Origin of the sequence: Moraxella cuniculi DSM 21768, from assembly GCF_900156515.1 — a bacterium.
GTDB lineage: Bacteria > Pseudomonadota > Gammaproteobacteria > Pseudomonadales > Moraxellaceae > Moraxella > Moraxella cuniculi.
This window is the reverse complement of sequence record NZ_FTNU01000017.1, coordinates 25,346-46,266: the sequence shown is the minus strand read 5'-3', so window position 1 is coordinate 46,266 and position 20,921 is coordinate 25,346. Positions and strand designations below refer to the sequence as shown.

20 protein-coding genes are annotated in these 20,921 nt (G+C 44.2%); 7 read left to right on the top strand and 13 right to left on the bottom strand.

Annotation, left to right across the window (positions count from 1 at the left end):
* The first annotated feature begins 17 nt into the window (after nucleotides 1–17).
* Nucleotides 18–1,961 (top strand): tRNA (5-methylaminomethyl-2-thiouridine)(34)-methyltransferase MnmC2, encoded by a 1,944-nt coding sequence (gene mnmC2 / locus BW928_RS09160; RefSeq protein ID WP_076555939.1) that lies wholly within the window; start codon nucleotides 18–20, stop codon nucleotides 1,959–1,961.
* A gap of 150 nt (nucleotides 1,962–2,111) precedes the next feature.
* Here the strand turns inward: mnmC2 and BW928_RS09155 are convergent, their stop codons facing one another.
* A complete protein-coding gene (locus BW928_RS09155; RefSeq protein WP_076555925.1) occupies nucleotides 2,112–2,753 on the bottom strand; it encodes a MarC family protein in 642 nt (213 codons plus the stop codon).
* A gap of 147 nt (nucleotides 2,754–2,900) precedes the next feature.
* Here BW928_RS09155 and queC point away from each other — a divergent pair, with 147 nt between their 5' ends.
* On the top strand, nucleotides 2,901–3,620 hold the full coding sequence (queC, locus tag BW928_RS09150) for a 7-cyano-7-deazaguanine synthase QueC (protein WP_076555924.1): 720 nt from the start codon (nucleotides 2,901–2,903) through the stop codon (nucleotides 3,618–3,620).
* A gap of 100 nt (nucleotides 3,621–3,720) precedes the next feature.
* Here the strand turns inward: queC and pyrF are convergent, their stop codons facing one another.
* The 10 genes from pyrF to BW928_RS09095 all read right to left on the bottom strand — a co-directional run bounded on the left by pyrF (nucleotide 3,721) and on the right by BW928_RS09095 (nucleotide 12,431).
* Nucleotides 3,721–4,413, bottom strand: a complete 693-nt coding sequence (pyrF, locus tag BW928_RS09145) for an orotidine-5'-phosphate decarboxylase (RefSeq protein WP_076555923.1) — start codon at nucleotides 4,411–4,413, stop codon at nucleotides 3,721–3,723.
* 70 nt (nucleotides 4,414–4,483) lie between these two features.
* The gene (locus BW928_RS09140) at nucleotides 4,484–4,876 is read right to left on the bottom strand and encodes a LapA family protein (RefSeq protein WP_076555938.1); all 393 of its coding nucleotides are present in this window, start codon (nucleotides 4,874–4,876) and stop codon (nucleotides 4,484–4,486) included.
* Nucleotides 4,877–4,924: 48 nt separating this feature from the next.
* Nucleotides 4,925–5,227: an HU family DNA-binding protein gene (locus BW928_RS09135; RefSeq protein ID WP_076555922.1), complete on the bottom strand. Its 303-nt coding sequence runs from the start codon at nucleotides 5,225–5,227 to the stop codon at nucleotides 4,925–4,927.
* A 297-nt stretch (nucleotides 5,228–5,524) separates the two neighbouring features.
* Nucleotides 5,525–7,201 (bottom strand): 30S ribosomal protein S1, encoded by a 1,677-nt coding sequence (rpsA, locus tag BW928_RS09130; protein ID WP_197719013.1) that lies wholly within the window; start codon nucleotides 7,199–7,201, stop codon nucleotides 5,525–5,527.
* A gap of 188 nt (nucleotides 7,202–7,389) precedes the next feature.
* Nucleotides 7,390–8,088 carry a (d)CMP kinase gene (cmk, locus tag BW928_RS09125; protein WP_076555920.1) on the bottom strand — a complete coding sequence of 233 codons (699 nt, stop codon included), beginning with the start codon at nucleotides 8,086–8,088 and terminating at the stop codon, nucleotides 7,390–7,392.
* A 23-nt stretch (nucleotides 8,089–8,111) separates the two neighbouring features.
* Complete coding sequence (gene tadA, locus BW928_RS09120; protein WP_227516586.1) at nucleotides 8,112–8,699, bottom strand: tRNA adenosine(34) deaminase TadA; 588 nt, start codon at nucleotides 8,697–8,699, stop codon at nucleotides 8,112–8,114.
* Between the two features lie 2 nt (nucleotides 8,700–8,701).
* A complete protein-coding gene (gene ung, locus BW928_RS09115) occupies nucleotides 8,702–9,412 on the bottom strand; it encodes a uracil-DNA glycosylase (RefSeq protein ID WP_076555919.1) in 711 nt (236 codons plus the stop codon).
* On the bottom strand, nucleotides 9,409–10,320 hold the full coding sequence (locus BW928_RS09110; RefSeq protein WP_076555918.1) for an RDD family protein: 912 nt from the start codon (nucleotides 10,318–10,320) through the stop codon (nucleotides 9,409–9,411). The genes ung and BW928_RS09110 overlap by 4 nt, the downstream gene beginning before the upstream one ends.
* Before the next feature lie 44 nt (nucleotides 10,321–10,364).
* On the bottom strand, nucleotides 10,365–10,985 hold the full coding sequence (locus BW928_RS09105) for a flavodoxin family protein (RefSeq protein WP_076555917.1): 621 nt from the start codon (nucleotides 10,983–10,985) through the stop codon (nucleotides 10,365–10,367).
* A gap of 297 nt (nucleotides 10,986–11,282) precedes the next feature.
* Nucleotides 11,283–12,431, bottom strand: a complete 1,149-nt coding sequence (locus BW928_RS09095) for a beta-ketoacyl-ACP synthase III (RefSeq protein WP_076555936.1) — start codon at nucleotides 12,429–12,431, stop codon at nucleotides 11,283–11,285.
* Between the two features lie 286 nt (nucleotides 12,432–12,717).
* On the opposite strand from BW928_RS09095, the gene argF reads away from it, so the two are divergent.
* The 3 genes from argF (at nucleotide 12,718) to BW928_RS09080 (ending at nucleotide 15,674) form a co-directional block, all read left to right on the top strand.
* Nucleotides 12,718–13,638 (top strand): ornithine carbamoyltransferase, encoded by a 921-nt coding sequence (argF, locus tag BW928_RS09090; RefSeq protein WP_076555915.1) that lies wholly within the window; start codon nucleotides 12,718–12,720, stop codon nucleotides 13,636–13,638.
* 237 nt (nucleotides 13,639–13,875) lie between these two features.
* Nucleotides 13,876–14,556 (top strand): SIMPL domain-containing protein, encoded by a 681-nt coding sequence (locus BW928_RS09085; RefSeq protein WP_158078443.1) that lies wholly within the window; start codon nucleotides 13,876–13,878, stop codon nucleotides 14,554–14,556.
* 62 nt (nucleotides 14,557–14,618) lie between these two features.
* The gene (locus BW928_RS09080) at nucleotides 14,619–15,674 is read left to right on the top strand and encodes a L,D-transpeptidase family protein (protein ID WP_076555913.1); all 1,056 of its coding nucleotides are present in this window, start codon (nucleotides 14,619–14,621) and stop codon (nucleotides 15,672–15,674) included.
* A 199-nt stretch (nucleotides 15,675–15,873) separates the two neighbouring features.
* Here BW928_RS09080 and BW928_RS09075 read toward each other — a convergent pair whose 3' ends face one another.
* Nucleotides 15,874–17,277 (bottom strand): outer membrane protein transport protein, encoded by a 1,404-nt coding sequence (locus BW928_RS09075; protein ID WP_076555912.1) that lies wholly within the window; start codon nucleotides 17,275–17,277, stop codon nucleotides 15,874–15,876.
* A gap of 204 nt (nucleotides 17,278–17,481) precedes the next feature.
* Complete coding sequence (locus BW928_RS09070) at nucleotides 17,482–17,697, bottom strand: SlyX family protein (RefSeq protein WP_076555911.1); 216 nt, start codon at nucleotides 17,695–17,697, stop codon at nucleotides 17,482–17,484.
* Nucleotides 17,698–17,910: 213 nt separating this feature from the next.
* On the opposite strand from BW928_RS09070, the gene BW928_RS09065 reads away from it, so the two are divergent.
* Together BW928_RS09065 and BW928_RS09060 are read left to right on the top strand one after the other, a co-directional pair.
* A complete protein-coding gene (locus tag BW928_RS09065) occupies nucleotides 17,911–19,869 on the top strand; it encodes an ATP-binding cassette domain-containing protein (protein WP_076555910.1) in 1,959 nt (652 codons plus the stop codon).
* Nucleotides 19,866–20,909, top strand: a complete 1,044-nt coding sequence (locus tag BW928_RS09060; protein ID WP_076555909.1) for an LpxL/LpxP family acyltransferase — start codon at nucleotides 19,866–19,868, stop codon at nucleotides 20,907–20,909. The genes BW928_RS09065 and BW928_RS09060 overlap by 4 nt, the downstream gene beginning before the upstream one ends.
* The last annotated feature ends 12 nt before the right edge of the window (nucleotides 20,910–20,921 follow it).

Below are 20,921 nucleotides of genomic sequence, written 5' to 3'. Positions count from 1 at the left end.
TTATTTTTGGTTTTGATATGACAAATCACCATCAGCCCGTGCTTAGTGCAGCAACAATTTCTTGGCAAACTGACCATCATGGCAACCGTGTGCCGATTTCTACACAGTTTGATGATGTGTATTTTTCACAGGCAGGCGGTCTTGATGAGACGCATCATGTTTTTTTTCAGGGCAATCGGTTGCCAGAGCGTTTTGCTACCCTAGACGAGCAAGAATGCTTTGTGATTGGTGAGACTGGCTTTGGCACAGGGCTGAATTTTTTGGCAACTTGTCAGTTATGGCAAACGCTCGCCCCAAAAACCGCCAAATTGCACTTTATCAGTACCGAAAAATTTCCCCTAAGTCGCCACGACTTAGCCCACGCCCTATCCGCTTGGCAGCATACCCCGCTTGCAGCATGGACATCAATACTGCTTGACAATTATCCCTTGCTGATCGCTGGTTGCCATCGTCTGCATATTAGCGATACGATTACCCTTGATTTATGGTTTCAAGATGCCACCGAGAGCCTGTATGGTTTGCTTGCAACCCAGCAACAACAACGCATAGATGCGTGGTTTTTGGACGGATTTACCCCAAACAAAAATAGCGATATGTGGCAACCGCCCTTGTTTGCAGCGATGGCAGGATTATCACACGTACAGACGACGCTGGCGACTTTTACCGCTGCAGGTTTTGTCAGACGATCGCTGCTTGATGCTGGTTTTGATGTTGTCAAAGGAGTAGGTTTTGGGCGAAAGCGAGATATGTTACACTCTGCCAATGAGCCATATCAACCAAAATTCCCCAAAAAATCTCTCAAGTCGCCTGCCAAAAACATCGCCATCATCGGCGGTGGTATCAGTGGTGTCAGTATGGCGATGGCTTTGCTAAAACGAGGTCATTTTGTAACTATTTTTGACAAAAATCCATTAATGTCAGGTGCTTCTGGCAATCCTTGTGCGTTGCTTGCCCCAAAACTCACCATATCCAAGCAGGTTGCCAATCATTTGCCAACTGCCAGCTTTTTGTATTCATATCGTCATTACAAAGCACTGACAAAGTACAGTCAAGTCATAAAAACCACTGGCGTAATAGATTTACTGTTACCCAGCCAAAAATCTGCACAAAAACGCCAGCAATTGATTGATGAATACCCAGATGAGCTGATTCAAACCCTTAAGCAGTCATCATATCAACCGCCAGTCGCCCTAGAGCAGGATATGAGCAATGCTGATATTGCAGCCTTTGTCCGCATGGGCAGTGTTTTATACCCAGCAAATATTGCAAAAATTCTTAATAATGATTTGGCAAATTACCAAAGATTTTCTTATCAAAATTATAATATAAATAACATAACCGAGTGCGATGATGGTGTAAATTTGGCAACCATTGACAAAAACTTTCACTTTGATTCGGTGGTTATTTGTGCAGGATTTGCCAGCCATTTATTGCATGAGCATTTATTTAACTGCCGAAAAATTCGTGGCCAAGTTTCATGGGTGGCTGCTAATCATTATGACGATATCGCCCCTGCGGTGAAATACGAAGGCTATTGCAGTCATTTTGTTGATTCTAGCAACCAGAAGCCCTATTTGTTATTTGGGGCAAGTTTTGTGCGAAATAGCACAGACACAGCGGTATATCATGATGAACATTTGTTTAATTATCAAAAACTTAACCAAAGTCTGCCACAGTACTGTCAGTTGCAGCAAATCAATGAAGATACCCAATTTTATGGACGAGCGGCGATTCGTGCCCAAACGCCCGATTATCACCCTGTGGTTGGCAAAGCACCACACAGCAAGCACAGTTATTGTTTATACGGTTTAGGCTCTAAGGGCTTTGGCTTTGCACCTTTTTGTGCAGAGGTATTGGCAGAGATGATAGATGGAGGGATTTTGCCTGTGGAGCGTGGTTTGCTTGATAAGATAAGCCCCAGTCGCACAAGACTGCAAATACCGCTTGATGAAAGCAAATAAACTGATTATTTTTAATCAAAACTAATCAATGATTTATTAATTCTGGTAATTATTTATAATTATTATTTAATATATAATTAATATTAATTTAATAATTGGTCATTAAATGAACACAAGGCAACTTGACCATCAAAGCTGCCTTGTGCCGAGTTATAATAAAGCAGGAAAAATATTTCGCAATCCAGAAACGATGATTTCAATGGCAAGTGCTGCCAAGATAATCCCCATGATGCGATTGATGACATTTAATCCTGTATCGCCAAGCAGCTGGCTGATTTTGTCAGCAGCCATTAACGAAACATAACAAAAAATACTGATGCACAATCCTGCCAACACGATAAGCCCCAGTCGCATGGGGTCAGTTACTTGTGCCGAATAAATAATCACCGTTGAAATACCACCGGGGCCAATCATCATCGGAATCGCCAGTGGCACAACCGCACTGCCTGTCAGGGGTTTTAGGTCTTTGGGTTCGTCAGAAGTTAATTCATCTTCATTGGGTTTGGCTGGGTTATTGCCATCACTCATCATGCCAAGTGCAATCAAAAATAACAATATGCCCCCTGCCACACGAAATGAACCAAGCGAGATACCCAGTCCTTGTAGCAGGATTTCACCAAACAAAGCAAAAAATGCAATGGTGATAAAGACAGTTGCACAAGCAATGCGTGCTGCTTTGCGTTTTTGGTGTATGTCGTAGCCTTGCGACATATTGATAAATAATGGCACGGCACTTGATGGGTTAATCAGCACCACAAATGCAAGAATGATTTTTACAATTTCAGCATCCATCAGCACTCCTAAGCGATTGATCCGAATTTAAATCGGTTATTTTATCACGCTTTGTTGGTAATTTTACAGCTGTTTATTGATAATCAACACAAATATCCACAATCATGTTAAAATAATCACCGTTTTATTATTTTATAACTTTATACCATGTCAAATCATCACCAAAATGCGGTCGTGCTATTCTCTGGCGGCTTGGATTCCACCACTTGTTTATACTGGGCAAAATCACAATTTGCTCACATTACTGCCATCAGTTTTCGCTATGGTCAGCGGCACAGCAGTGAGCTGATTGCTGCCGAAAAAATCAGCAAAATTTTGGGCATTGCTCATCATATTATAGATATTGATATTGCCAAACTTGGTGGCTCAGCATTGACCGATCCTAATCTTAGCGTGCCTGATTATGACCAAAGTGTTATTTATGATGACTCGCAGCGGGTTGCTCCCATTACTTATGTGCCAGCACGCAATACTATTTTTTTGTCCTATGCTTTGGCGGTGGCTGAAGTAAGCAAGGCGTCTGCAATCGTCATCGGTGTCAGCTCGGTGGATTATTCAGGCTATCCTGATTGCCGTCCCGATTATATCGCTGCTTTTGAGCAATTGGCGAATCTTGCGACAGTTGCAGGCAGGCAAGGCCATCGCCTATCCATTATCGCTCCTTTGCAGCACTTATCCAAAGCACAGACGCTAAAACTGGGGTTGTCGCTGGGCGTTGATTATGCCCAAACCGTTTCTTGCTATCAGGCTGACGGTGATGGCAGAGCATGTGGCGTTTGTGATAGTTGTCATCTAAGAAAACAGGGCTTTGCCGATGCAGGGATTATTGACCCTACGCACTATCAGCATGCGCCAAAGTCGCAGTAATTGCCAAATTATTGGCTGCAATCGGTGAGATTGCCAATCAAGCGATACAGAATGTTTGACAATAAAAAACCTTGCAAACAGCAAGGTTTTGCGGTATTTATTAATTTAGCTGCGATAAAATCAATCGTAATTTTTCATTGGGATTATTGGCTGTGGTAATTGACCGACCAATAACCAAAAAGTCGGCACCCAGCTGTTTGGCTTCTGGCGGTGTGCAAATTCGTGCCTGATCGCCCTTATCATCATCTGCCAGACGAATGCCTGGTGTGATTAGCTGGAATTGCTTGCCGAATTTTTGTTTTAATAACGATGCTTCTTGGGCAGAACAAACCACGCCGTCCAATCCTGCCTCATGCGTCAATCCTGCCAAATGCACCACCTGCTCGCTAACACTGCGAGCAATGCCTAATTGTGCCAAATCAGCATCACGCATTGAAGTCAATACCGTTACAGCGATGAGCATGGTCTGATACCCCCCTGCCTGCAGGCGGGATTTGCATAATTTCATCGCATCCACACCGACACTGGCATGGATATTGGTCAGCCACACACCCATGTCTGCTGCGGCCAATACAGCTTGGGCTGTGGTATTGGGAATGTCATGGAATTTTAAATCCAAAAACACATCAAAACCACGCTGATGAAAGGCCTTGACAACCTCGCTGCCACAAACCGTAAAAAGCTCTTTGCCTACCTTAAGGCGACATAGGCTTGGGTCGAGACTATCAGCCAAAGCCAGTGCATCATTTAGATTGTGTTTGTCCACCGCCACAATGATTGGTGATGTGGTCATGTCCACTCCTTAATTTGGCTAAATTTGCAATCGTTGCCTGATGTTATTTGGCAACAACCAATATTTGTGCTTAAAACGATGGATTGTGCGGTGTTGTATTGTTCACTGAAGTGGTCTCTGCCAGCACGACAACATCAGCCTGCTTTTGTTGTGCTTGGCGGATTTCTTCTGCCTGCTGAGCCAGTTTGATATTGGCATCCGTTAGCTGTGATTGAATGGTGTTGATTTCTTTTTTCAGACGGCTAATTTCCCATTTGTTTTGAAAAACGCGAAACAGTAGTAATGCCAATAATATGCCAATTAACACGCCCAAAAAAATGGTCGCCACAAGCACCAAGCCCAAGCTCATGTTGGCAACATCAGAAAATAGCAAATTCACCGAGATGGCTTGGTTATTTAGCACAACCAATGCCAAAGAGTAGGCAAATGCCAAAACTAATAAAATAATTAAAATAATATGCATAATTTTACTCATTAAATATGTTAAAAACTGTCAATCTTAGACCAAGTCTTATTGGGACATGGCAGCATTTACCGATTCACGCAATGCCTTGCCGGGTTTAAAAAATGGCACAGCTTTTGGCTTGATTGCAACTTTTTCGCCTGTGCGTGGATTGCGTGCGGTGCGAGCATTGCGATGATGCAGACAAAAACTGCCGAAACCCCGCACCTCAATGCGTCCATCATGCACCAATTCATCAACCATCATGGCAATCAATAATCGCACGGCCTGATCAACGGTATGCTCTTCAATATTCTCGCAAGCCGATGCCAAATTGGTAATCAAATCAGATTTATTAACTGTCGTCTGCATAACTCACCTTAAACGACCATTGCATATTTAACATTTTTATCAATGATTTGTTTAATATGCCAAAAAACTTAGCCCATAATAACTGAAATTGAAAAAAAAGAAAATCTATTTTTTGTTAAAATTGCAATTGTACAACAATTGGGGTGATTTATTGAGAATTTTTAAAGTTTTCTTGAATGATATTAATCAGACAGTATGTTAAATATCTTGTACCGCAGTTTATGAATATTCATTATGCACAGCCAATAATAAAAGGACGATGATTGCTCACCGCCCTTTTGTTTGTTATTTTGGCAATTAGCCTTTTAGCTGGTCGCCAAAGATATCGCCCAAAGTTTTTGGTTGGGCTTCTGTGGCAGAGTTTGATAGCTCTTTGATGGCTTGACGCTCATCCGCTTCATCTTTTGCTTTGATAGACAAGCTGATGTTGCGAGCTTTGCGATCAGCACCAACGATTTTTGCTTCAACTTCATCGCCAACATTTAGCACTTTTGAGGCATCTTCGGTACGCTCACGAGCGATGTCAGAGGCACGCAAATAGCCTTCAACTTCATCTGCAAGAGTGATTACCGCACCTTTGGCATCAACTTCTTTTACTGTGCCTTTTACGATTGCACCACGGTCATTTGCCAGTAGATATTCGTTGAACGGATCAGAGTTTAGTTGCTTGATGCCTAGGCTGATACGATTGGCTTCTGCATCAACAGACAGTACTACTGCTTCAACAGTATCGCCTTTTGAGTAGTTGCGAATCGCTTCTTCGCCAGATTCAGTCCAAGAAATGTCCGACAAGTGTACCAAGCCGTCAATACCACCTTCTAGTCCAATAAATAGACCGAAGTCAGTGATTGATTTGATGGTGCCGCTGATTTTTTGACCTTTTTCGTGGTTTTTGTCAAATTCAGCCCATGGGTTTGGCATGGTTTGCTTGATGCCTAGGCTAATACGACGACGCTCGCCATCGATTTCTAGTACCATTACATTTACTTCATCGCCAACTTGAACCACTTTTGATGGGTGGATATTTTTGTTGGTATGATCCATTTCTGAAACATGCACCAAGCCTTCGATGCCTTCAGCGATTTCGGCAAAGCAACCGTAGTCAGTTAGATTGGTTACGCGTGCTTTGGTGATGGTACCTACTGGATAGGTTTGCTCAACTTCAGTCCAAGGATCAGCACCCAATTGTTTCAAACCTAGGCTTACACGATTGCGTTCACGGTCAAACTTCAAGACTTTTACTTTTAGGTCTTGACCAACTTCCACAGCTTCTGATGGGTGTTTGATGCGTTTCCATGCCATATCAGTGATATGTAGCAAGCCATCAATACCGCCCAAATCAACGAATGCACCGTAGTCAGTTAGGTTCTTAACGATACCTTCTACTTCCATGCCTTCTTCTAACTTGGCAAGCAGCTCATCACGCTCGGCTGAATTTTCAGCTTCCATAACGGCACGGCGAGATACAACGATGTTGTTGCGTTGCTTATCGATTTTGATAACTTTAAACTCAAGCTCTTTGCCTTCTAGGTGTGTAGTTTCGCGTACTGGACGCACATCAACCAATGAACCCGGCAAGAATGCACGCACTGAGCCGATTTCAACAGTGAAACCACCTTTAACTTTTGATGAAATAACGCCTTTAACGATTTCGTCATTTTCATGCAATTGCTCAAGTGCACGCCAGCTTTCTTCACGCTTGGCTTTTTCGCGTGAAAGTACAGTTTGACCCATGCCGTTGTCCACAGATTCGACAACCACATCGATACTGTCGCCTACTGCTACTTCAAGCTCGCCAGCTTCGTTTAGAAACTCTTCACGAGCGACGATGCCTTCAGATTTTAGGCCTGTGTCTACTGTAATCCAATCGCTGTCGATTGCTACGACAGTACCTGCAATCACTGAGCCACGCTCAATGTTTAGACCTTGTTCTGATTGGCTTGCTTCAAACAGTTCAGCAAATGATACCATTATGTTTACCTTAAAAATTAGCCACAGCCTGTCCAGCACAGTGTGGTGCAAGTGAATGTGCGTCGTTGGCAGATGCTGGTTTTTTATCCAACTGGCACTGGAAAAATAAATATCTCGACTATTCTACACCAAATTTTGACAAAAATCACCCAAATAATTCTTTGGGTGATGATTTTTTGTATAAAATTTCGCTATACAATACCTTGCTGCTGGCAAAATTGCCATGCCTGATGAAATACCTCATCAGCGGTTAATGATGAGCTGTCAATGACCAAAGCGTCATCGGCAGGACGGCTGGGAGCGATGGCACGATTTTCGTCTCTGTCATCACGAGCGATGATATCTGCCAAAATCGCTTGATAATCGGCTGGTTTACCAGCATTGATGAGCTGTTCATAACGCCGTTTTGCTCGTGCTTGACTGTCCGCAGTCAGATAAATTTTGGCGGCAGCATTGGCAAAAACGACCGTTCCCATATCCCGACCATCAGCAACCAGTCCTGTTTTGTTGATGGCGATGTTTCGCTGCAACTGCAATAATGCCGTGCGTACTTTGGCAAAAGTTGCCACAACGGACGCATAGCCACCAACGGTTTCGTTACGAATATCTGCCAATAGTGGCTGCTCATCAATATAAATATCAACACTTTGGCTGTTGTTATTTATTCGAAAACTTAAATTAAGTGTTGAGGTTAGCTCTGCCAATTTATCCTCATCTGGCTTATCAAGCAAGCCTGCTTGGTGTGCCATCAGTCCAACAATGCGATACAAAGCACCGCTGTCTAGCAGCTCAAAACCATACTGCTTGGCTAAGCGAAATGCCAGTGTTCCTTTGCCTGCTCCTGATGGGCCGTCAATGGTAATGATGGGAGTTTGGTGATGTGTTTTCATAAGTTTTACCAAAGATTATTTTGTTAGCACGACATTTTTTGTTTGCGTCTTTGGCGAAAAAACGCACTCATCATTGCTGAGCATTTTTTGCCAAATAGTCCATGTTGCACGATCAAGCTGTGATTATAAAAAGGCATGGTCTGCAAGCTCAGACGACTGCCAACCACGCCTGATTTTGGCTCGCAGGTGGCATAAACCACCCGAGCAACCCGTGCATGAATCAATGCTCCAAAGCACATGGTGCAAGGCTCGAGCGTTACATACAAAGTACTACCCTTGGGCAGGCGATAGTTATTAAAATACTTGCAAGCTGCACGAATGGCAACTATCTCGGCATGGGCTGTGGCATCACAGTTGCCAATTGGCTGATTATACCCCATTCCGACAATTTTATTATCATGTACCAACACCGCCCCCACAGGCACTTCGCCTTGTTTGGCGGCGTCATAAGCAAGATTTATCGCCTGCTGCATAAATAACGCATCTGCCAATGGCCAAAATTGTAATCCGTTTAGATTGATAGTGTCATGCTGATAATATTGACAAAAATTGCCATAAATTTCGGCTGCTGCATGGATATTTTGCACTGGCTGTGTGGCGAGTTTACTCATGGTTAATTTTGTGGCAATGCCCAATCAATCGGTGATTTGCCGTGCCTTAGCAAGTATTCATTGGTGCGTGAAAATGGCCGTGTGCCAAAAAATCCACCGCGATTTGCCGACAGTGGCGAGGGGTGATTGGCAGCCAGTATCAAATGCCGCCTTGCGTCAATAAACCGCCCTTTGTGCTTGGCATAACTTCCCCATAATATAAAAACCGTATGGTCGGTTTGTTCATTAATCAGCTCAATAACCGCATCGGTGAACTCTTCCCAGCCTTGCTTTTGATGACTGCCTGCCATGCCTGCTTGTACCGTCAAAGTGGCATTAAGCAGTAGCACGCCCTGCTTTGCCCAATGGCTTAAATCGCCATGGCGACTGATGTCAATGTGCAAATCAGCTGCAAGCTCTTTTAAGATATTTTGTAGACTGGGTGGCTTCGGGATAATGCGTGGCACGCTAAAGGACAGCCCCATTGCCTGCCCTGTGCCATGATAGGGGTCTTGACCCAATATCACCACCTTAACCTGAGACAAAGGGGTTAGATAAAATGCCTGAAAAATCTCATGCTTAGGCGGATAAATTTGTTTATTGGCGGCATATTCAGCACGCAAAAATGCACGCAATCTATCCATCTGTGGACTAAGCAGTGCAGGTGCTAGGGCTGTCTTCCAGTCCTCTGGCAGCTGCACACGAGAGAGTGTCGCCTGTTGTTCTGGTGTCATTTTTTTGCCTTTTGAAAGCCAACTTCGGCAGTTTTTACAACCACTGTGCCTGCCAGTTTATCATGCCAGCCTTGCTTGTGAGTGCTTTTGGCAGCGATAAAATAATTCACCATCAACAAAATCAAAGTCATATTAATCGGCAGTGGCAGACCGCTAGATAATTGATAAATAAAAAATAACACCAAAACACGCAAAACCACGCCCTTAAAAAAGCTAGGTTTTTCAAAGGTTTGTGCATCGACAGTGCGAATGCCCACCGCCATTTTGCCAAATGACTGTCCACGAGATATGATTAAAATTAGCTGAATTACGCAATAAGCAAGCAATAATAAACTGCTCAATGTTGCTGCATCTGCAGGGATTTTGGCAGCCAATTCTTGTGCATAAGCCATGCGTGTGGCAAAATTGCCTGTATTTAGTGCCACAGGGTCTGGATTTAGTTTGATAAACTGCTGCAAAAATGGCAATAAAGTCAGCATAAATAGCACAACATTAATCATCACCGCCAAAAAGCGTGAGCCAATAGACGCATAAGCTGTTTGGCTGTTTGGCTTACTGATGGGCTTTGTTGGCGTTTGTTGCCAAGCTGGCGTGTCATCGACCGCAGGTTTTTGTCCGTATAGCTCGGCAACGCTGACTCGGCGAGGCTTATTTTGTAGCTCAACATTATCGCCAAAAGCTTGGGTGGTTGATTGCGACAATTCAGCCAATGGCTGTTTGTTGGTCAAATCAGCTGGCTGATAATAAAGCTGCCCTGCTGTCAAATCACCCAGTCGCTGCCACTGACTCATGGGTGCGTGCCAAATCAAATCATCAAGCACCACCTCTTGCGAGGCAAGCATGGTGTTTAGCTCATCTAGGGTATAAGGGCCTGCCTGCACATGATTTCTTGCCAAATAAATTTTCATAAATTAGCCACTCGCTTCGTCATTATAATCACCAAAAACCACTTTTAGACCGTCTGATTGGTTTGAGAATTGGGAGCAAAACGCAACAAAGTTTTTGCCAAATGCTCACCAAACCAAACGGCTGTCTGAATATCACCCTGACAAGGGCTTAGCTCTGGGGGCAAATCAGCCGATTGCGTCATCAGTCCCAAAAATGAACTTAGCCGATTGAGATCCTCTTCGCTGTTGCCCGTTGGCATCAGTGGCATACCAACCCAATTCATGCCATGCTGCATGGCAAATAGACAAAGCTGCTGTAGCACCGCCAGTTTATCGCCACTTAATCCGCCAGAGTTGGCAAAGCCAGCGGCAAATTTACCCTGCCATGTGCGAGCCACCCAACGCTTGGAGGTGCTATCCATAAAGGTCTTAAACTCGGCTGTAACACTGCCCATGTATACCGCACTGCCAAACACAATTAATGAAGCGGCATCAATGCACGCCCAATCTTGCTCATCAATGGCAGCAATATCCACCATGGATACGCCCACTTGCCCATTTGCACCTTGGGCAATCGCCTGTGCCACGCGGCGAGTATGCCCATAGTTGGAATGATATACGATGGCAATGCTTGGCTTGCTATCGGCTTGATGAGAGGATTGGTTGTTTGTTGATAAATCGTTCATGATTTTGTCTTTGATTGTATTACTGTGGCGTTTTAAGCTGTGCTAGTTTTTAATCCGTGCCAAAGCTGCTTAAGGAGCCGACTTTGGCTAAATGGCAGTTCGTTTTGATAAGGTTGGAGCTTTGGCACTGACAGATGGTTCCGATTACCTTTGTCCAACTTTATCCAACCAAACCCAAATAAAATGCCAATCATTAAGCCAAAGGCGGGTTGATTTTGGCATGGATAACTTGGTAAACTTATTTATTTGGCATAATATGGACAAACTGCCAAATTGCAATGGCAGCTTGTTAATTGCTTAATTTGCCTTTTTTAACAATACCGAGCCGATGGAATAGCCAGCACCAAATGAGCACATCACGCACAAATCACCTGCATCAACGCCCTCTTGGGTTTCATGAAATGCAACCACAGGGCTTGCTGAGCTGGTATTGCCATATTCAGCAATCACCACAGGGGCAATGGCTTTGTCGGCATCTTTACCAACCACAGTTCGCAAAATCAAATCAATCATATTGATATTGGCTTGGTGTAGCCACATACGCTTAATTTGTTGTGGGCTGATGGCATTTTCGCTCAAATGGGTGGTGATAATTTCTGATACTTTTGGGCAAACCTCACGAAATACCTTACGCCCTTCTTGCAAAAATAATTTGTCGCTGACAGGCTCTTGCAAGTCATCATACATTGGCGTGCCAGCTGCCAAAAATTCACTACGATCCATAAAGCCGTATTCGTTTTTAATGTTGGCAGAAAACTGCGTGTACAGCTTACTGTCTAGGATTTCGTAGCCTTTTGGCGTGTCAGATTGTTCAATAATGGTTGCTGCGGCAATATCACCAAAAATAAAGTGGCTATCACGATTTCGCCAGTTAAGGTGTGCCGAGGTGATTTCTACATTCAGCACGGCAATTTTTTTGCCAAGTCCTGCTTTGATGCTGCCTACCGCTTGGGCAATGCCGAAGGTTGCAGCACTACAGGCGACATTCATATCATAAGCAAAACCATGCGTCATACCGATGGCGTGCTGAACCTCAATGGCGATGGCAGGATAACAACGCTGAAAATTTGACGAAGCACAGATAATCCCATCTAGCTCATCGGCAGATAGATTGGCATTTTTTAGAGCGTCTTGTAGTGCCGCAAGTCCCATTTCTGCCATGACAGACAGTTCCTCTCCGAGCTTGCGAGCAGGAAAAATCGGTGCCATAATCTGCGGATCCAAAATGCCCTTTTTGTCAATAACATAACGAGATTTAATACCTGAGGCTTTTTCGATAAATTCGCTGGTGGAATATTGCAAGGCTTGTTTTTCGCCAGCTACGATGGCTTGTGCGTGTTCTTGATTATAAGCATCTACATAGGTGTTAAATGTTGCTACCAGCTCATCGTTACTGATTTTGTAAGCGGGTTTATGCACCCCTGTCGCTGTCAAATAAATTGCCATAATCTTATCTCCTGTCGTATTTTTATTGGCTAAGCCAACAGTCAATTGGGTTAATTTTAGCATAAATAAATGTAACAAGTCGTAAAAATTACACGCAATTTTGCCAAATTATTCGCAATCTCAACAAAATCAAGCCATCAACACGGCGATTGCAACCATATTTTTTGCAGCAAAAGCAGAATAATGCCAGAAAATGACAAAAAGCATCATCAGCTATGGTCAAGCAGACCAAGCAATGCTATACTAAAGTTTTGGTCAAATTTTATTGCAAAATTAGGATTTTTTCATGTCAGTACGCCATTTTCGTAATCTGCTCGATTTGACCCCGAGCGAACTTCAAGCCATCATCGCACGAGCCAGTGAGCTAAAGCAAATGCAGCATCGTGGTGAGATTTACCGTCCTTTTGTTGGGCGTACTTTGGGCATGATTTTTGAAAAATCATCAACTCGCACTCGCATCTCTTTTGAGGCTGGCATGGGGCAGTTTGGCGGTCAGGCGATTTTTTTGTCGCCCAAAGATACCCAGCTTGGGCGTGGCGAACCCATTGAGGACTCTGCCAAAGTCATCTCCAGCATGGTGGATATCATCATGATTCGTACTTTTGAGCATAAAAAACTTGAGCTGTTTTGTGAAAATTCTTCTGTGCCTGTGATTAATGCACTGACAGATGATTTTCACCCCTGCCAACTGCTGGCTGATATGCAGACCTTTCATGAGCATCGTGGCAGCATTAAGGACAAGATAGTTACTTGGGTTGGTGATGGCAATAATATGTGTGCTTCTTATATTCTGGCAGCTCATCAGTTCGGCTTTCATTTGCGAGTAACCGCCCCCTATGGTTTTGAGCCAAATCCTGAATTAATCGAAGAATATAGCCACTGCGTCAGCTATGTGGAAGATCCACAAGAGGCAGCCAGAGGGGCACATTTGATTGCAACCGATGTCTGGGCAAGCATGGGACAAGAATCTGAACAGATGACACGAGCACGCCGCTTCGCTCCTTATCAGGTCAGCCCTGCCATGCTTGACAAGGCCGAGCCTGATGTGCTGTTTATGCACTGCTTACCTGCTCATAGAGGTGAGGAGATTAGTTTTGATTTGCTCAATGACCCCAGATCTGTGGTTTGGGACGAAGCTGAAAACCGCTTACACGCCCAAAAAGCCCTGATGGAATTTTTGCTAAAAGACAAAATCAAACTTGATTGACTTTGATTTTATTAATAAAATTTTAAAACTTAATTAAATTTAAGCCATCTTCGGTGCTAATAAATACTGCGATGATTGTACGCTTTGCCATCTTGGCTGCTTTTTACAATTTTTTAGCACAAAGTTACAATTTTTGACAGACAATCACCATCTGGCAGATAATTTACTTTTATAATAAGCGAAATAAATTAAATTTTGATAAATTTTTATCATTGCAACAAATTCATGGGAGATAAAATGAAACGCACCCTTGCTTTGATGACGGCAGCTGCCATCACACTTTCGCCGACGGCATTTGCAAATGAGTACAATCGCATCAGCTTTAGCAGTGAAGTCAAAAGCCAAATCGCCAATGATGAGATTCGTGCTAGCTTGAGCAAAACCGCTCAAGCTGCCACCGCTGCTGCCATTGCCAAAGAGCTTAGCAGCAGTATCAATGCCATGCTTGCCATCAGCAAACGCTACCCTGAAGTTGTCGTCAGCACAGGTCAGCAAACAACTTATCCACGCTATAATAATGCTGGCAAGATTATCGGCTTTACAGGCTCGGTATCGCTCAATCTTAAAAGTGGCGACTTTGCCAAAACCAGTCAGCTGATTGCTGATTTGCAATCGGTCATGGTGGTTGATGATATCAGCTTTGGCGTATCTGACACGCTAAAAGAGCAAGAAGAAAAACGCCTGCAACTTGAGGCCATCAAGCGTTTTGGTAAAGAAGCCGAAGACATCAGCCGTGCTTTTGGTAGCACTGGTTATAAAATTGTTAATGTCAGCCTAAATGGCGATGGCTATAACCGCCCTGCCATGCCAATGATGGCGGCAATGAAAGCAGCCGAAAGTAGCGTACCACAGAACTTTGAGGCAGGAAATACGACGCTAAGTTATACCGCCAATGGCACCATTGAGTTGGTGAAATAAACTCAAGCCTGCCATCACAGATGAGAAATTTTAATTTTAACTTATTAATATCATGAGTTTTTATGAAAGCAATTAAACCTTTAATGGTCGCCATGCTTGGTTTGTCAAGCCTTAGTATCACTGCCTATGCCGCTGGTGAAGAAAAAATTGTCTCAGGCGAGGTGGTGATTCCAACCAACAAAAAAGCCACCGTCAATCCCAATCCAAGCAACAAACGCACCACAGTTCATGCACTGGATGAATACGCCCAGCGTGTCAATGATGCCACATGGAGCGAAAACATGAACATCAATACCGCAATGACGGTAAAAATCCAAGCCCTGCTTGATTGGAATAATGCCTCTGTCGGAGCAATTGATGGTGGTTGGGGCATGAATAGCAAAAAAGCCCTAACCAATTTCCAAAAAATGCAAGGCATAGAAGCAACAGGCAAGATGAACGAGGAAACTTGGCAGGCATTAACTGCCACTACTGCCGATCAGCCTGTGCTTGTGTCCTATACCATCACCGAAGCTGATGCCAAAGGCCCATATAATAAACTACCAGAGAGCGTGGAGGCTCGCTCCAAGCTTAAGGCACTAAACTATGAGAGCATTGAAGAAATGCTTGCCGAGCGGTTTCATATGACCATTGCTTATCTAAAAAAAGTCAATCCGAACAAAAAATTTGTCGCAGGTGAGACCATCACAGTAATCAATACTGGCAAACCGCTGGAAGAAAAAGTCGATCGTGTCGTTGTTAGCCGCAGTGATAATGTGCTGTATGCCTATCAAAAAGACACATTGGTCGCCAGCTATCCAACCACTGTCGGTGGTGAGGCAAGCACCACACCGGGGGGCAAATACAAACTCATCAATAAAGTGGAAATGCCCAACTACAAAGCCACTGTAGAAAATGACGATGGCAGCAAAAAATCCTTCATCTTGCCATCAGGGCCAAACAGTCCTGTGGGTGTTGTGTGGATGGGATTAAATAAACCCAGCTATGGCATTCATGGCTCACCAATGCCAGAGCGTATCAGCCGCCAGTCATCATTGGGCTGCGTGCGTTTGACCAACTGGGACGCTTTGGAATTGCTTGCTGTCATTGATGATGGAGCCACAGTGGAGATTCGCTAGCCCCTGTATCAAAACCCTTTGTTATACAAAGGGTTTTTGCTGCTTAACACTTGCAAATTACCAGCCGATGTTGATATTTGTTCTTTGATGAATTATTGCACGGTGTAAATAATATCAAGCCATCAGCTACGCCAGTCTTGCAATTGGCGAAAGACAATAGAAAAGCAGCTTGGCAATAACCAAGCTGCTTTTGTTGGGATTATTTGCTTTGGTAGGCAAGTTTTACACCAACGATATAGCCATCATTGTCTTCAAATTTGCCCACAATGGCTTTGGTTGGTAATTGTGCTTCGGCATCGCCAAATTTCAGATACTTACCACCAGCGGACAATGACCACTCTGGGGTGATGTTATATTTTGCACCCAAGCCAACCGAGTAGTATCCTTTGATTGGGCCAAGCGAGGTGGCTGGATTGCCTGCACCGCTGTCATAGCCAACCGAGCCAGACACTGCTAGGCGATCGCTGAGTTTTTTGCCCAGTCCAAGCTCTGCTGACCACTGGTCTTTGGCATAGCTGACAATCGGCAAGGCGGTACCTGTTGCACGCTGGGTTGCAGCACCATAGCTTGGTGGGCGAATGTCAAAATCACTCCATGGTACATAACGCACTTTGGCAGTCAAAAGCGTGGTTGGGTTTACGCCAGTTTGAAAATCCAAATTCCACGAGCTTGGCAACGAGACGCTAAAATCACGGTTGGTATTTGGGTTAGCACCAAGCAAGGCAGCAGCTGGAACGGTTTCAGCAATGGTGCTGTTATGCTCAATTTCCGAGCGATAAGTTAATGCTGCTTTTAGTGCGATTTCAGGTTTATAAAATGCAGCTCCAGCCACCCAGCCAACTGCCGTATCAGTAGCAATGCGTGCATTATAGCCAGTCATGGCATTGTATGCTGTACCACGCAATTTCACTTCGCCATTTAGACGCTGTGCTGCAGGTCCACCATAAATCTGAAAATTCTTATTAGCACCAAATTTTGCACCGACAAGCATGGTGATATTGTTGGTACGGATGTCAACATTGGTTCCTTGCTCATCTTGTGATTCGGCAATATTGGCAATGGTATTAAGTGTGCCAGAAACCCTCTGAGCTTGCTCGGGCGACAAAAGCATGCTAAGTAGTGGACTGCTTGCTACGCGTCTGGCATCTGCTGGCGTATTGATGTTTGCTTGTAGGCTTGGCAGCATAGCTTGAGCTGTGGCGGGCAAACTGGGCGAGATGGCATTGACCGCTGTATTTACCAAAAGTTTGGTTGTGTCATTGGCATTTGAGACAAAGTTATTTGCCCCCTTATATTGCACTGACGCACCAAATGGCACATCGTACAGTACACCAATGCTAAATGTGTCATTGATATCTGTTTTTACGCCATAACGGAAAAAATCATAAGAATTTGCCATATCAGGCACGGCGTTGCCTGCTGTGTCCTTACCCTTGACATCAGCATCAATATAGGTATAAACAGCCTCTGCATAAGTACCATTTTGTAAAAATGCTGTAATATCCTGACCTGAACGATCCAAGCCTGCCGCTTGAGCAGTTGTCGCTGCTAGACCCGAAACAACAGCCACTGTCAGTGCCTTATAACCAAATTGTAAGCTCATATTTTTCTCCATGATATTTGCTTTTAAGCCTATTATGCAAAACTTTCAACTTTAGCACCCGTGCAAAAAGTTGTAAAAAAGTTTTACATATTTGTATCTTAAAACAATTTGTCATGTAGCACAAGCAAAATTTGTAGTTTTTTGTATTATTTATTGATAATCGCCATCATGCCAAGCCATTTTTGGCAAATCACGCACGCTTAATCAATAATGTGGTGGCTTATCGGCAAGCAAGTCAAATGGGGCGATAACAGCATCATTGGCTTTGAGCATCTGCTGATAGATGAGGCGTAATTGATCCTGCATATCCATCAATTGACGATCTTGGTTGGCAATGGTTTTGCTAAGCGTTTCACACATATCCTCCAAAAAACTGATTCGCACTTGTAAATCTACAATATCTTGTTCGCTGGTCATCATCTTTTACCTCTGGTTAATCTGTGTTGGGCGGTGGCAGTAGCAGAACTTATACGCCTGTATTTATACGGTTAATAGTCTGCTCGTTGATAGTGGCTGCTTTGTGGTTATTTTGATAAATTACGGTGCTATTTTACGACATTGCATACAAATTGTGGGGAAAATTTGGTATGATAGGCAACTGTTTTGGGGGTGATACATTAAAAGATTGATAATATGGCATTAATTCAACTAAAAAATATCCAACTGGCATTTGGTGCTGCAGCGATTTTGGACAATGTGCAGCTGTCTGTTGAGCCAAATGAGCGTGTTTGCTTGATTGGTCGCAATGGCGAGGGCAAATCCACACTGCTTAAGCTCATTACGCGGCAACTGGAGCCTGATGATGGCGAAGTCCTGATTAAAGATGGCACAAAAATCGCCATGCTTGCCCAAGATGTACCCAATCACACCGACAGCGTGCTGGATGTGGTGATGAGTGGCGATCCCAAGATTGCTCAGGCGTTGCGTGCTTATGAGCAAGCAAGCAATGCCTGTACGCTGGGTGATATGGCAGCGTGCGAGCGTATGACCCAGTATCAGCATGAGCTGGAGACGCTAAATGGCTGGGACTTTGAACGCCATGCACGCACAATTATTGACAGTATGGGGCTTGACGCTGATGCATTGGTCAGTGAGTTATCAGGTGGACGCAAACGCCGTGTGCTACTTGCTCGAGCATTGGTTACTCGCCCTGATGTACTGCTGCTTGATGAACCAACCAACCATCTGGATATTCAAAGCATTGACTGGCTTGAGAATTTTTTATTAAACACAAGTTTAACTGTGCTATTTATCAGCCACGATCGCCGATTTGTTGATAAACTTGCCACGCGTATCATTGAGCTGGATCGTGGTCAATTGTCCAGTTATGATGTTGCCCAAGGTGTCGGCGGCTATGCACGCTACCTTGAGCTAAAAGAGCAAGAACTTGCCAGCGAACAAAAGAGCTTTGCTGAATTTGACAAAAAACTTGCCCAAGAGGAAGCGTGGATTCGCCAAGGCATCAAAGCGCGCCGTACACGCAACGAAGGTCGTGTGCGTGCCTTAAAAGCCATGCGACAAGAAGCAAAAGCACGCCGTGAGGTGGTGGGCGATATCCACATCAGCCAAAACAGCAGCGAAAAATCAGGAAAAATCGTCTGTCAAATCAATGATTTAACCCTTGCCTATCAAGGAAAAACACTCATCAAGCAATTTTCTACTTTGTTGCTGCGAGGGGATAAAGTTGGGATTATTGGCAATAATGGCGTTGGCAAAACAACCCTGATTAAGGCAATTTTGGGGATTGATGAGCAATCGGTGCAGGCAGGTAAGATTAAGCGAGGCACCAACTTAAATATTGCTTTTTTTGATCAGCTAAAAGATGAGCTAGATTTGACAAAATCTGTTGCAGAAAATGTGTCCGAAGGCTCAGATTATGTTGAGATTGCAGGACGCAAAACGCATATTTTGGGCTATTTGCAGGATTTTTTGTTCAGTCCAAATCGTGCCAGAACGCCTGTGCAGGCATTGTCTGGCGGTGAGCGTGCCAGAGTGCTGCTTGCCAAATTGCTACTAAAACCTGCCAATGTGCTGGTGCTTGATGAGCCGACCAATGATTTGGATATGGCGACACTGGAGCTGCTTGAGGAATTTGTGGTGAATTTTGATGGCACGGTACTGCTTATTAGCCATGACCGTGCGTTTATGAACAATGTTGTAACCCAAACTTGGGTATTTGATACCGACAAGCATGGCGATGGCGTGGTGCGAGAATATGTTGGTGGCTATGATGACTACCTGATGCAGCATGAAAGATTTTTGGCAAATAATCCACAAATTGCCGAAACGGTAACAACAAACAAAACCAGCACAAAGCCAGAGCCTACGCCCAAAGCTACCACCCCTGAAATGAGCGTGCAAACAAAACGCAAACTGTCCTATAAAGAACAGCGAGAGTTGGAATCACTGCCTGATGAGATTGCGTCCTTGGAGCAAGAACAAAGCGAGCTTGCTGATAAGCTGGCTGATGGCTCATGGTTTGTCAGTGATTTGCAAGCAGCAACCGCTGCCAGTACGCGACTTGCCGAGATTGATGAGCTGCTGCTTGTTAAACTTGAACGCTGGGACGAACTTGAGAGTATCACCAAATGAGCTGCCAATCATCAAACTGCCGCTGCCAAACAGCAGGTCAATCTGTAAGTCTGACAGCGACACACAAACAAACCCAAGTTGCAGCCGCCAAACCGTTTTCGTGGCAATTTTTGCACCCAAAATACTGGGGGATTTGGTTGACATTTGTGCTGATTTTACCGCTGATTTACCTACCTTTGTCGGTGCAATTTTGGCTAGGAAGGCAAATTGGCAAATTGGTATTTTTGCTTGCCAAAAAGCGTGTGCAAGATACCCTAACCAATCTAAAACTTGCGTTTGCCGATATGTCAGAGCAGCAGCGAGTCATGACCGCACGGCAGGTTTTTATCAATCAAGGCATTGGTATTTTTGAGAGTTTGTGTGCTTGGTTTCGCCCCAATGTTTTTGTGAGAAGTTTTAGCATTTCAGGCTTGCACCATCTGATTGATGCCCAAAAATCAGGCAAGGCGGTCATTTTGCTCGGTGGGCATTATACCACGCTTGAGCTTGGCGGTCGGTTATGCACGCAGTTTTTTGCCGCCGATTGCGTCTATCGTCCACAAAATAATCCACTGCTTGAGTGGTTTATTTATAATGCACGCCGCCGTATTTTTGATGAACAAATCGCCAGCCGTGATATGAAAAAACTCATCACACGCATTAAGCAGGCTCGGGTGATTTGGTATTCACCCGATCAGGATTTTGGGCTGGAGCATGGCGTGATGGCGACTTTTTTTGGTGTGCCTGCCGCCACGATCACCGCACAACGCCGCCTTGCCAAAATGGGCGACAAAGCCAATCCCCCTGCCTTGATTATGATGCACATGGTTCGCCAAACCCCTGATTATGTCCCACGAGGGCGGCGACCACATTATCATATCAGCCTAAGCCGTGCTTTGGATAATTATCCAAGCAATGATGAGCTGGCGGATGCTGAACGCATTAATCGCTTGATTGAGGCAGCAATTTTAAAAGACATCAGCCAGTGGATGTGGTTTCATCGCCGTTTTAAGACTCAGCCTGATGGCACAAACTATTATCAAAAACACAAAATTGACTAAATTAATAAAATT

Bases quoted from the DNA above. Each gene is read 5' to 3' on its own strand.
- BW928_RS09095 (WP_076555936.1), bottom strand. From the start codon at position 12,431: ATGGCAATTTATTTGACAGCGACAGGGGTGCATAAACCCGCTTACAAA.
- pyrF (WP_076555923.1), bottom strand. From the start codon at position 4,413: ATGACCACATCACCAATCATTGTGGCGGTGGACAAACACAATCTAAAT.
- BW928_RS09080 (WP_076555913.1), top strand. From the start codon at position 14,619: ATGAAAGCAATTAAACCTTTAATGGTCGCCATGCTTGGTTTGTCAAGC.
- BW928_RS09085 (WP_158078443.1), top strand. From the start codon at position 13,876: ATGAAACGCACCCTTGCTTTGATGACGGCAGCTGCCATCACACTTTCG.
- queC (WP_076555924.1), top strand. From the start codon at position 2,901: ATGTCAAATCATCACCAAAATGCGGTCGTGCTATTCTCTGGCGGCTTG.
- cmk (WP_076555920.1), bottom strand. From the start codon at position 8,088: ATGAAAACACATCACCAAACTCCCATCATTACCATTGACGGCCCATCA.
- BW928_RS09110 (WP_076555918.1), bottom strand. From the start codon at position 10,320: ATGAAAATTTATTTGGCAAGAAATCATGTGCAGGCAGGCCCTTATACC.
- BW928_RS09075 (WP_076555912.1), bottom strand. From the start codon at position 17,277: ATGAGCTTACAATTTGGTTATAAGGCACTGACAGTGGCTGTTGTTTCG.
- BW928_RS09070 (WP_076555911.1), bottom strand. From the start codon at position 17,697: ATGATGACCAGCGAACAAGATATTGTAGATTTACAAGTGCGAATCAGT.
- BW928_RS09140 (WP_076555938.1), bottom strand. From the start codon at position 4,876: ATGCATATTATTTTAATTATTTTATTAGTTTTGGCATTTGCCTACTCT.
- ung (WP_076555919.1), bottom strand. From the start codon at position 9,412: ATGACACCAGAACAACAGGCGACACTCTCTCGTGTGCAGCTGCCAGAG.
- BW928_RS09135 (WP_076555922.1), bottom strand. From the start codon at position 5,227: ATGCAGACGACAGTTAATAAATCTGATTTGATTACCAATTTGGCATCG.
- argF (WP_076555915.1), top strand. From the start codon at position 12,718: ATGTCAGTACGCCATTTTCGTAATCTGCTCGATTTGACCCCGAGCGAA.
- BW928_RS09105 (WP_076555917.1), bottom strand. From the start codon at position 10,985: ATGAACGATTTATCAACAAACAACCAATCCTCTCATCAAGCCGATAGC.
- mnmC2 (WP_076555939.1), top strand. From the start codon at position 18: ATGACAAATCACCATCAGCCCGTGCTTAGTGCAGCAACAATTTCTTGG.
- BW928_RS09065 (WP_076555910.1), top strand. From the start codon at position 17,911: ATGGCATTAATTCAACTAAAAAATATCCAACTGGCATTTGGTGCTGCA.
- BW928_RS09155 (WP_076555925.1), bottom strand. From the start codon at position 2,753: ATGGATGCTGAAATTGTAAAAATCATTCTTGCATTTGTGGTGCTGATT.
- tadA (WP_227516586.1), bottom strand. From the start codon at position 8,699: ATGAGTAAACTCGCCACACAGCCAGTGCAAAATATCCATGCAGCAGCC.
- BW928_RS09060 (WP_076555909.1), top strand. From the start codon at position 19,866: ATGAGCTGCCAATCATCAAACTGCCGCTGCCAAACAGCAGGTCAATCT.